Source organism: Aequorivita xiaoshiensis (genome assembly GCF_022008395.1).
GTDB classification, from domain to species: Bacteria; Bacteroidota; Bacteroidia; order Flavobacteriales; family Flavobacteriaceae; genus Aequorivita; species Aequorivita xiaoshiensis.
On record NZ_JAIRBB010000002.1, the window covers coordinates 409409 to 421548 of the forward strand.

Annotated in this window: 11 protein-coding genes and 1 pseudogene; 1 reads left to right on the forward strand and 11 read right to left on the reverse strand. The window is 34.1% G+C overall.

Annotated features, from left to right (window positions below; translation table 11 throughout):
* Positions 1-98: 98 nt before the first annotated feature.
* From K8344_RS05075 to K8344_RS05125, 11 genes and pseudogenes are all read right to left on the reverse strand, one after another.
* A complete protein-coding gene (locus tag K8344_RS05075) occupies positions 99-1487 on the reverse strand; it encodes an asparagine synthase-related protein (RefSeq protein WP_237607291.1) in 1389 nt (462 codons plus the stop codon).
* Between the two features lie 142 nt (positions 1488-1629).
* Complete coding sequence (locus tag K8344_RS05080; RefSeq protein WP_237607293.1) at positions 1630-1989, reverse strand: four helix bundle protein; 360 nt, start codon at positions 1987-1989, stop codon at positions 1630-1632.
* 110 nt (positions 1990-2099) lie between these two features.
* Positions 2100-3281, reverse strand: a complete 1182-nt coding sequence (locus K8344_RS05085; RefSeq protein ID WP_237607294.1) for a glycosyltransferase family 4 protein — start codon at positions 3279-3281, stop codon at positions 2100-2102.
* A gap of 10 nt (positions 3282-3291) precedes the next feature.
* The gene (locus K8344_RS05090; RefSeq protein WP_237607296.1) at positions 3292-4272 is read right to left on the reverse strand and encodes a glycosyltransferase family 2 protein; all 981 of its coding nucleotides are present in this window, start codon (positions 4270-4272) and stop codon (positions 3292-3294) included.
* Between the two features lie 40 nt (positions 4273-4312).
* On the reverse strand, positions 4313-5266 hold the full coding sequence (locus tag K8344_RS05095; protein WP_237607305.1) for a glycosyltransferase family 2 protein: 954 nt from the start codon (positions 5264-5266) through the stop codon (positions 4313-4315).
* A gap of 44 nt (positions 5267-5310) precedes the next feature.
* Positions 5311-6252 carry a glycosyltransferase family 2 protein gene (locus tag K8344_RS05100; protein WP_237607307.1) on the reverse strand — a complete coding sequence of 314 codons (942 nt, stop codon included), beginning with the start codon at positions 6250-6252 and terminating at the stop codon, positions 5311-5313.
* 126 nt (positions 6253-6378) lie between these two features.
* Positions 6379-7134: a triose-phosphate isomerase gene (gene tpiA, locus K8344_RS05105; protein WP_237607309.1), complete on the reverse strand. Its 756-nt coding sequence runs from the start codon at positions 7132-7134 to the stop codon at positions 6379-6381.
* Positions 7135-7245: 111 nt separating this feature from the next.
* A complete protein-coding gene (locus tag K8344_RS05110; protein ID WP_237607311.1) occupies positions 7246-8322 on the reverse strand; it encodes an ABC transporter permease in 1077 nt (358 codons plus the stop codon).
* Positions 8322-10037: a BT_3928 family protein gene (locus K8344_RS05115; RefSeq protein WP_237607312.1), complete on the reverse strand. Its 1716-nt coding sequence runs from the start codon at positions 10035-10037 to the stop codon at positions 8322-8324. Before K8344_RS05115 ends, K8344_RS05110 begins: the two co-directional genes overlap by 1 nt.
* Before the next feature lie 217 nt (positions 10038-10254).
* A pseudogene (locus K8344_RS05120) lies at positions 10255-10509 on the reverse strand (four helix bundle protein); the annotation flags it as partial.
* Between the two features lie 84 nt (positions 10510-10593).
* Positions 10594-11133: a DUF1599 domain-containing protein gene (locus tag K8344_RS05125; protein WP_237607321.1), complete on the reverse strand. Its 540-nt coding sequence runs from the start codon at positions 11131-11133 to the stop codon at positions 10594-10596.
* A 108-nt stretch (positions 11134-11241) separates the two neighbouring features.
* Between K8344_RS05125 and folP the strand changes: the two genes are divergently transcribed.
* Positions 11242-12027 carry a dihydropteroate synthase gene (gene folP, locus K8344_RS05130; protein ID WP_237607323.1) on the forward strand — a complete coding sequence of 262 codons (786 nt, stop codon included), beginning with the start codon at positions 11242-11244 and terminating at the stop codon, positions 12025-12027.
* The last annotated feature ends 113 nt before the right edge of the window (positions 12028-12140 follow it).

Here is a 12140-nt window from a genome sequence, read left to right on the forward strand (position 1 = left end):
GAACAACGAAGAGTTTTAAAATACTCAGCGTACTCCATGCGTTTCACCCCCCACTTCGTACTTCCAACTTCCAACTTCGTACTTCCAACTTCGCACTTCTAACCTCGCACTTCATTATCATACCAAACCGCCAATGTAAGCAACATACTCAGTGGATGCGAATATTTCACCATATCATCAGTTTTAAACTTATTATAAAATCGCGTTATCAATTCTTTTGGTAGGAAAGGATGCAGGTTTTCACCAAAGATACGTTCCTGTAGCTTTTCATCATTTTCCATTCCCAAAAATTGTAGCTCCCAATTACGTTGAATATACGGTTTTCCCAACTTGGCATTAATTACTCGTTTGGCTTTATCCATTATGCGATAAGGTAAATTATGAGGAGATTCATTTTTATGATAATCGTAGAGGTTATAGGGTCTTTGAGCTTGCCACGTAATCTTCGCCACATCAGGGCTTTGGTTCTTTAAATAGGCGATTTGTATTTTCCTATCAGCCAAGTACTCTTCTGGCACCCCACAGATAAATTCCGCCATCCTATCGTCATAATAAGGTGCTTCTATAGGATTCGTGGCTTTAAATATAGCAAAGCCTAAATTAGTCCATCGCACGGCGCGGGTACTGCTATAATAGGCTCGAGCTTTGGCGCCTACATCATCTATTTTAAGTCCGCTCCATATCTCCTTGGTGCGTTGCCTAAGATATTCCATAAACTCTCCTTCCAATTCCCATTCTTTCCATAGAGCCTCTGCCAACTCTTGCCCACCCTTTACTATAATCTTTTTTAATATCCATTCCTCTGCATCTTCCTCGGCTAGATCATTAGGTGCTACGGAATTAAATAGAACATCACCCCAATGTCCTAAAGTAAAAACACCTTCCATTTTTCTAAACTCATCTATAACCGCCATTTGTCGTGGATGGGTGAATTCGGTGCCGTAATTTAATAGTTTAGCCAATTCATCGACCTTGTTCCATAAATAACCTGGTTTGATGGTCATATCTCTATATTCATAACCGAGTTCATTTGCAATTTGTCTAGCAATTGCTCCCTCTTTATAACCGTTGTGAAACGAATAGCTATAGGAAGTCACGGGATTGTTTAGCTTGGAGTAAGCAACTGCCTGCGTCCTGCTATCCAAACCTCCTGAAAGAGGAAGTAATACATTTCTATTCCCTGCTTGTTCTTTGCATATGGCGTGAAATAGTTCTGTGAATTCTGAAACTGCTTGGTCAAACGATATGTCTCTAGGTTTGTAATACCATTCAAACCAAGGCTTGCTATCAACCCAGTATCCTTCATGGTCAATGGTGTTGATTGTTCCCGAAGGGAGTACTTTTTCATCTTTCCAATAGGTGTCTGTGCCGAGGAAATAACTGGTGGCTGCAAAAATGCAAATAGCCTTTTTATCTAATTCGTGTGGCGCACGGACTTTTACGTGTTGAGGATGAGTGGGAAGAATGGGGGTTTTTATAGTCGGCAAAATTATTCGAGATTAGAGGTGTGAGGTTAGAAATACGAGGTTAGAAATACGAGGTTAGAAGTACGAAGTTAGATGTACGAAGTTAGATGTACGAAGTTAGATATACGAAGTTAGAGTTACGAGGTTTGAGGTTTGATTTGACTTATTTGGTTTTTTGGTTTCTACGAGCGGTTTTAATAGAGGCGACAACAATTGATAAAATTTCATTCCCTTCTTTATGCAATATCTGAATTTCATTGGTAAGTGCTGGGTTAATTTCGGATAATAATTCTAAAAAGTACAACGTCTCATCCGCTTCTTCTTCCACAATCTTAAGCTTATTAATAAAATCTGCAGTAGATTTTGCTCGTTGCGACGCACGATAGTTTGCTCCCACAGAACTTGAACATCTAATTAGCTGGTTAACGTATGCATTATATTCTCTAGTCTTAGGCATTTTAGCGCAAAACCTCCAAACATTAACTGCATATCTCTGAGTCCGCTTTATAATCGTATTCTCCATTATAAGCTCATTTATTCTAAACAATCAAATTTAATGTTTAAAGCTCAAAACTTCAAACTTCCCACTTCAAACTTCGTACTTCACACTTCGTACTTCCTAATTCGTACTTCCTAATTCGTACTTCGAACTTGAAAATACAACTCCTCCATTCCCTCAACCATCCTCTCCTCATTATGTTGCCGCTCCACCTTTTCACGAGCTGCTACTCTCACCGCCCCAATTTTCTTTAAAGATAACGCTCTGAAATTCATTACCGCTACCGCCATAGCTTCAGGATTACGAGTTGGAACTACCCATCCATTTACTCCATTCGTTATCAACTCAGAAATACCACCGCAATCGGTGCTAATTACAGGCAAACCAATTGCCATAGCTTCTACCACTACATTTGGAATACCTTCTTCTAAGCTAGGCATTAGCAATAAAGAGGATGAGCGCATTACATCGAAGACTTCACTTTGAGAAGCAGACGCTGCTAAGCTTACATAACCTTTCAAACCTAAATCGGCAATTAAAAATTGTAATTCCTCATTTCCCGCACCTCCGATTATAGTATAATGAAATGAAATATTTTGATCTTTTAATCGCTTACAAGTCTGTAGCGCATAATCATAACCTTTTATCCAATGAGGCCTCCCCACGGATAGCAATTGTAACGAATTTAAAATGTAATATTTTTCAAGAAAAGGGGTGATTTCTAGCGGTAACCCTGTATACACTACTTTATCAATCTTATAAGTGTCATTCCAAATCTTATCTCCATTACGTGAAATAGCCTTTGAAACTGAATGAAAACCTGCCATTTTAGAATACCAACGTTGTAAATAGCTAAAATTTTTATCGTTAACAAAAGGACGAACATTAACATGGAAACCCAATTGACTTAATACAACTGGGGTAGTTTGAGAAGAAAGCACTTCTTCAAACCAAGGTATTACCGAAAGCCACTGCAAATGAATTACATCGGGCCCTATTTTTTGTAGAACAAATTTTAGATTCTGTTTGTGAAGTTCCTTACGACGTCCTAAAGCTATTTTTTTTAAAGTATTATAAACAAGCTTTATAGAGCCCGCTTGTAAAGCATATTGTAGTGTTGTTTTTACAAATCGAATTTTGCTTTGATTACTTCCAAGGGGTATATAATTTACTTTTTCTAACCTATTGGGAAGGGTTTCATTAAAACCTAAAATATAAACTTGATGTCTCTCCGTTAATCCTTGCGCTAAACGATTGATAAACGACCTTGTTTTAAAACTGCCATCGAAAATAATTATTTTTAAAGGTTTTATCAATTCGTTCTATTTAATGGTGTATTTGTTTAAACGTAGATTTGACGGATTCTACTAACTTTATAGGCTTTGGAGTTAATTTTATAAAAAAATATTTTCTCCCCTTTTTAAATTTCTTCACCTGCTTTTCGGTAAACATTAAATTCTCCTTAAAATAATTTTCTAGTTCCTGTCGGTTCATTCCGGAATTGTTTACAACATCTCGCAGTAATAATTTTAAATCTTCAACTTTATTGCCTGATAAAAACACATCAGGACGATCGCTGAAGTTGGTAAATTTTTTTATAAAATCCTCCGCGTCATAGGCATGATAATGTAAGACATTGCCTTTAACAACTCGTTTTGCAGAGGTGCCATCAATATGTCTATATCGATGTACATTATGAGGAATTAGATTGGCAGCTACACGTATAGCCGATTTTCCCATGGTATGTCCGTACCACCATGGAAATTTCTGTTTTGATTTCGAAAAGGGATTTTTTATTGGCAAGTAAAATACTTGTTTATTTACTTTAAAATTAGATTCCTCCGCAAAAACATTAGTATAATTCTCCTTTTGCTGAAGAACTTCTAAAGTTGTAAAATCAACTAATTCGGTATCCTTAGGAATAGTATTAAAAAACGATTTTAAATCTGATTGCTTTTTAAAATCTGTACAAATCAACTCATCGGCATCAATAGAAATAAGCCAGTCGATCCCTTCTTCTTTACATTTTTGCTGGGCATCATAAGTGTTTAAGCATTGTCGTGCCGTATGATGTTCTGCCGCCTGCGAGGTGAATTTTTTTAAGTAAGGTAAAGATACATAGGTATCTGAAGAAACAGAGTTTGAAACATTTACAAAGTCTAAATCGGCAATACTTTCTCTTCCATTATCAGTAGTGTTGTCAAAATATACGAAAACTTTATCTACCCCGATTACCTTATGATAAAGCAGATTGTTTCGCAATAAACGAACTTCATTTTTAACGGTAATGACCAAAGCTATTTTCACCAGAGTTATAGTTTTTTTATTTGGCTAGTAAATATATAAGTTATAAAATACTATTAAAATTAACTTGCAAAAAATTATAGCCCGTTCCCGTAACCCTATACACGATGCCAAACAGCAGTAACCTTAATATCATAATTTTATAATTCTTAAATGCTTTTAAAAACAAAAATTTAAAACTATAGCTTAATCCATTCTTTATATCCTTATTCTTAAACGAATTACTTAATTGTCTCAATCCCATCTTAACCAATCGATCATTAGATATTCTATTCAGTTTTAAAGATTTATCTGTTAACAGACTATACGCAATTTTTAATTTATAACGCGACTTGTTTTTTAATTCATTTAGTCTATTATTGTGAATTTTTAATTGCACTAAAATATCCTTATTCACATAAGGAATCATACCTTTATTTAAAGCTTTAATATGAAAAATATAATCATCTCCGGTTATTAATTTTTCATCGAAATGCAGGTTGTGTTCAATTAAACATTCTTTTTTCCAAAGAGGTGAATTAACGCCCCACCCAATTTTTTTTATAATAAAATCATTAATTGGATCATCACTCCATAATTCGTTATTCCAGAACTTTTTAGTTGGGCTCCCTCCTTCTTTAAAAAATTGCGATTGTGAAATAGTAAAGTCATAACTACCAGACTGAATATTTATTAAATCAACTTCTAATTTTTGAGGATGCATTAAATCATCACTATCAAAAAAATTGATGTATTCACCCTTGCTTCGTTCAACACCGTAATTTCTAGCTGCCGAAGGCCCTTTAAGCAAATGAGAAGGCTTTTTAAAGTATTGGATGCGGTTATCAGCTTTACAAAATTCATTTATAACTTCTTCTGTATTATCTGTACTCCTATCATCCACGACAATACACTCCCAGTTTTGATAGGTTTGATTTTGAATAGACATAAGAGTTTCACCGATAAGGTTGGCTCGATTATAGGTTGGGATAATAATACTGATTAATGGATTATTCATTAAATTTTTAAGTTAATATCATTCAAACTTTATTGAATCCCGAGCTATATAATGACCTTAAATACATTATTTTGATTTTTTAAAAATCTATACGTTGCATCTTTTAAAAAGGAATAATTTATAATCTTAATTCTTAATTTAACAAGTCTTGAGGTCTCTGAGTAGAGTTTATGTTTTAGACATCGTTTTATATACAATTTTATATAATTGAATAAATATTTTCTAACTTCAAAATCCTTAGAAGTATCATTAATTGGTTTTTCACTATATAAATCAACAATTTTGGAAATTGCAATTGCTTTATTTACAAGTTTAAACTTTGTTGTTTTACTTCTCTTACCGTCGGCTTCATTTCTGTACAGGTAGAGTACTATATTAATTATACCTACCTTTGGACTCGAAATTAACAGACGAGAAAAAAATTCCCATTCTTGACTAATCCTTAATTCTTCGTCAAATAAGGCCGTTTTAATTAAATATTGTTTATTGAATAAAGGTCCATTAGTTCCATAAACTAAATTTCCTTTTATATGTTCCAAAAGTGCACTATCAGTTTCAAATAGTTTCCATTTTTTCACATATGACAGGTTTTTCTTATCCGTAATTTCAGCACCTTCACATACAACAAAATCTACTTTTTTATCAAGAAGCCAATTAATTTTTAATTCAATTTTCTCCGGCATCATCAAATCATCACTATCAAACCATTGTATATACTCCCCTTTACTCATTTCAAACCCATAATTCCGTGCTGCATTGCCACCGGGCAATCGATCTTTAGGCCTATGGTGGTATTGAAAACGAGCATCCTTAGCCATATAATCAGCCATTAGCTCATCTGTACCATCCGTACTCCCATCATCCACCACAATACACTCCCAATTTTGGTAGGTTTGAGCCAATACCGAGTCTAGCGTTTCACCAATAAGATGCGCGCGGTTGTAGGTTGGAATAATAACAGAAACTAAAGGACTGGAACTTGACAATGTTTAAAACTGTTTATTATCAAAAATAAGAAAAAGGTTAAGCTAAGCAACAAAATAAAAGCCTCAAATACTAAAACATTTGTTTTATAACTTGAGGCTTAAATTTTATTCTAAATTTGAAGGTGGTTATCCCTCAAATGCATTAACTATATCCATAAAGCTATCTACTTTTAAGGCTGCACCTCCAATTAGTCCGCCATCAACATCAGTTTGAGAGAAAATTTCAACAGCATTGTTAGGTTTTACACTACCTCCATATAAAATTGAAACTTTATCGGCGATAGCTTTTGAGTACTTTTCTTCTATCGTTTTTCGAATAAACAAATGCATTTCTTGTGCCTGCTCGGGACTAGCAGTTTCTCCAGTACCAATAGCCCAAACTGGTTCATAAGCTATAATAATATGCTCCCAAGCTTCACTAGAAACATGGAAGAGACCTTCCGTAAGTTGGGTTTTTATTAAGTTAAAATGATTTTCGCTTTTTCTATCTTCAAGCTCCTCCCCAATACAGAAAATTATAGTCAATTCATTTTTTAAAGCTGTATTTACTTTTTCTGCTAGCAACTGGCTATCTTCATTAAAATAAGCACGACGTTCACTATGACCTAATATAACAGTATTTACTCCAACGCTTTTAAGCATTTTTGCCGACACCTCCCCTGTAAAAGCACCTTCATCATTCTGATGCATATTTTGAGCAGCAATCGATACAGGATGTTCGCGCATAGAAGTAAATGCGTGACTTAAATTGGTAAAAGGAGGGGCTATCATTACCACTACATCTTCTGGAAAAACTTGTTTTTTAAAATCTACTAAAAATGTTTCAGTCTGTGCTAAGTCATTATTCATTTTCCAATTCCCAGCTACTATTTTCTTTCTCATAATCGTATATGTTTGGTGTTTCGTGTTTTCTTATGGTAAAACTATTTTTAAAGTTTAATTCAAATTCCTAAATTCATCATTCTGCATTCATAATTCATAATTCATAATTAACTACTGTCTACTAATCTTTGGGTCTAGCCAACCGTAAATTATATCTACAAAAATATTGATTAATATAAACAATGTTGCAATTACTAATACTGCGCCCATTATTACAGGTAAATCTAAAGTATTTAAAGCGTTTACAATTTCTTTTCCTAACCCGTTCCAACCAAAGATGTATTCTACAAAAACAGCTCCTGCAAGCATAGAAGCAAACCAACCAGAAATAGCCGTAACTACCGGGTTTAGCGAATTTTTTAAAGCGTGGCGTTTAATGATTTGATAAAACGAAAGTCCTTTGGCTTTTGCAGTACGTATGTAATCTTGATTTAAAACTTCCAACAAGGAGTTTCGCATTAACTGACTAACAACTGCAAGTGGGCGAATACCTAAAACTACGGCAGGTAAAATCAAATTTTTCCACTGAATGTATTTACCATTCCCAAAATCATCAACTTCATATAGGCTTCCTGTCATATTTAAGTTTGTGTATTTGTGTAGTACAAATCCGAAAACCCAAGCGAATATAATCGCACTAAAAAACGAAGGAACACTCATTCCTAAGGTGCTTACCAATTGAATCATCTTATCGACAAATCCATCTTTGAACAACACTGAAATGATGCCCAAAAGCACTCCGATAAAAATTGCAATTACAATGGCTGAAACTGCAAGAATAAAGGTATTTGGTAAGGTTTCGGCTATTACCTGACTCACTTCTTTTCCGTTTTTTTGAAATGATTCGCGCAAATAAGGCGTTTTAATTACAACATTTGTATTTCCTAGATTGAACAAATGAGTAGCATTGTACTTTCCTTCTTTTAAATAAGTATAATCTTCAGGATTATTACTGTGAAAGGAAATGGGTGATAAATCGTTTAAATACCGTACATATTGAACAGAAACAGGTTGATCGTAACCGTATTTCTTTTTAACGATTGCAACTTGTTCGGCGGTTTCATTTTGACCCAACATCATTCTTGCTGGATCTCCAGGAAGTATTGTAAAAAGGAGGAATATAACAGTAACAACCCCAAATAGTGTCAATACAGCGTAACCCAATTTTTGAAGAATATACTTTACCACTAACCTTGATTTATTTGGTCCATCGTTTTAACCTCATAGATAAAGTCGTCTCCAAAAAGAATTTTTGCATACTCTTTTATCGTTTCGGTAAAACCAGCTTCTTTTCTTCGTTTATTAACAGTTTCAGGCTTATCGATAGGCCAAATAAAAGAACCTCTTGCATCGTCATAGCTCATTCCCTGCGTACCGTAAACTTGTGGTTTTCCTTCAAGCATTAAATACCTGTCTTCCATCATAGCCGCGGCGGTCTTTGGAATTTCACCTGCATCGGCTGCTTTTTTTACAAGCGGTAAATAATTTGGGATTTTATCAGGATTATGCTGAAGTACATTCCAAGCAACTAAACTTGACTCCTCTCCCACTACTGATTTACCTGGATAGCCATTTTCAATAAAGTATTTCTCTACAAAAATCATATTAATACTATCCAAAACCTTTTGCATTTCTGAAAGATCGCCGCTGTATTCGGCTTCACTCAATCCCATACTTTCACCAAGTTGCTTTCTTTCTTCAAAGGATCTAGTTTGCATTAGGCGTCTGTATTTTTGATCTAAGTTTCCTATGCTATCAAGACGTTGTTTTAGTGATAAATCCAATTTAGGTTTTGAAGTTTCTACTTCAGGTAACGCTAGCTTATGAGCATCATTCCAATGAAGTTTTTGCTTTATCGTTCCCTTATCCAACTCCAAGATTCCCGGATTACTTCTTACAATAGTCTTTAAAGTAGTTTCATCACAGAAGTAAAACTTAAAGTTAAGTTTATAGGTTTCCGTTAAGCTTTCAGTCATTTCTTGTGAAGAAGCAGATAGTCCAATTACATTATAACCGTTTTTAATAGCTCTATTTGTAATTTCTTTTACAGATATATAACCGTCCTTTTCAGTGTTGGTCAAGCTATAAGCTACAATCACAATAAGATTTTCTTCATTTAAAAACTGATCAGTATAGTCTTCGCCATTTCTTTCCATGGTAAAATCGTGAATTGGCGGTACATAACCTTCTTGAATCATTTTAGTTTCGGTATTCACTAATTCTCCATCAACCTGTGGATATTCTCCATTTGTTACGATAGTTTTTTCTTCACCATTAATATTAAATGTCCATTTGTATTCGTAAATCGGACCTGGAGCACCTTCAGGAACAGTCATACCATCCTTAATATTTGCACCAATTTTATAAGGTCTAAAGTCTATTATGGGAAGGTGTTGTAATACGTGATACGTAATGGCCATACACCCTACAAATGTTGCGAAAATGATAATGCTACGGGTGCCTTCTGCAAAAAATGGTTTGATGTATTTACGCCCTATAAAAAGAATTATAATTAGGACTAAAAGAATAATGTCTTTGTAAAACGATTCCCAAGGAGTTAAAGGAATTGCATCTCCAAAACATCCACAATCTGTCACTTTATTGAAATAAGCCGAATAAAAGGTAAGAAAAGTGAAAAACACTATCATTAGCATTAATGACCAGAGCGTAAACTTTTTTAAATACCCTAAGAGAAGTGCAACACCTACTAGCACCTCAAAAATTACAACGAAAATTGCAATAAGTAATGAATAAGGCACCAAAAACCCAAGGTCTAAAACGTCTGGGGCAAAGTAATCTTGTAGTTTAAAAGCAAACCCTATAGGGTCGTTGAGTTTCACCAAGCCGCTTATAATAAACAAGGCCCCAACCAATATTCTAGATATTCCAACTAATATTTTCATTTACTTTATTTTACTTAAATTAACTTTAGATATATATAAATTTTACTTTCTTAATTACTGGTATTATATCTTAAACCACAAAAATTTAAAATTTCAAGCACCAAATTCCAAAACTAAATTATATTAAAATTTTTGCTTAAGATTAAATTTATCTCTACTCAAACTTTTTAATTATTCTAGATAATATTTTTGTTATTTCTTCAGATTCATTAATTAACTATTTAATTTCCATAATACCTGAATTCGCTTCCTTTAATAATAATAATAATAACCAATATCTAGATTCTTTAGTTTCCTTTATAGCTATCTTTAATCTAAATACAAAATCTCTATCACCTAGTTTTTCATTTGCTTCAATATAATTAGCTCCAACAGAACCCGACGATTTAATCAATTGTTTACCATCTTCAACATTTGCGGTTGTATACTTTATAGATTGAACGAGTATACGACATTCATTTGCAAATTGAAAAGCTCTTTCTTCTAAATCATATTATGCACTCACTTTTTGGAATTTAAATTTTTAGTTTTTGGAATTTAAATTATGTAATTTTTGCTAATTTTCATTTAAATGAATAAGCGCAAAAATTGCATAATTTATCATATCCTGATAATTGGCGTCAATCCCTTCAGACACCAATGTTTTCCCGCTATTATTTTCAATTTGTTTTACGCGAAGTAGTTTTTGAAGAATCAAATCTGTTAACGAACTCACCCTCATATCCCGCCAAGCTTCTCCGTAATCGTGATTTTTATCCATCATGAGTTGTTTGGTTTGGGCTATGTGTTTGTCGTATAATTCTACCGCCTCATCAACCAAAAGATCGGGCTGCTCCACAACACCTTTTTCCAATTGAATAAGCGCCATAATTGAGTAATTTACAATTCCGATAAACTCACTCGTTTGACCTTCGGCAATTTTTTGTTCTTTATTTTCTTGTAATCCGCGAATACGTTGTGCTTTAATAAAAATTTGATCGGTTAGTGAAGGAAGTCGAAGAATTCGCCACGCACTTCCGTAGTCGTGCATTTTATTGATAAACAGCTCCCTACATTTTTCTACTTGTTCGCTGTATTGTTTTGATGTCTTTGCCATTCGTAAATTGTAAGATTTTGCGTAAATTTCGGGTAAATAAATCAATTTAGAAAATTGCAGACCCTTAATTGCCGCGGCAAGCTCATAGACCTTAGCATCCCAAAAGTAATGGGAATTATAAACGTTACTACCGATTCGTTTTATGACGGTGGAAAAACGACTACTAAAAACAATATCTTAAGTCAGGCCGAAAATATGCTTTTGGATGGCGCAACATTTTTAGACATAGGTGGTTACAGCACCCGACCTGGTGCAAATGAAGTTTCAGAAACAGAAGAAGTTAAAAGAGTTACCGAAGCAATAGCCCTTATTCTTAAGAAGTTTCCTGAAGCAATAATTTCAGTGGATACTTTCCGAAGTGCAGTAGCAAAAAAAGCCGTTGAAGCAGGAGCCGCAATAGTAAACGACGTTTCTGGTGGAACTTTAGATTCAGAAATGTACACTACTGTAGGAAAATTAAAAGTGCCTTATATTTTAATGCATATGCGGGGTACTCCTGAAACAATGAGTACACTTACCGATTATGAAAATGTAACTATTGAAGTTATAAAAGACCTTGCGTCAAAAATTGCCTTAGCCCGTGCAGAAGGTATAAACGATGTAATTTCCGACCCTGGATTTGGTTTTGCAAAAACACGAGAGCAGAATTTTGAAGTCTTAAACAACCTTGAGCTATTTCAAAACCTCGAGATTCCACTATTATCTGGAGTTTCTAGAAAATCCTTCATTTACAAAACGCTAGACACCACTCCAGAACATGCTTTAAACGGGACTACTTTTGTAAATACCGTTTCACTTATGAAAGGAGCATCTATTTTACGAGTTCACGATGTAAATGAAGCTGTAGAATGCGTAAAGCTTTGGAGTGCAGTTAATGGAGTTAAACATTACTGATAATTAGACAAAATTATCTAGATTTTCTGTAACGAAGTATTATAAATTTTCTAACTTTCAAAATGTACTTAAGACTGAAACATAAAATCAATTTTTAAAGTACTTTTACAAAA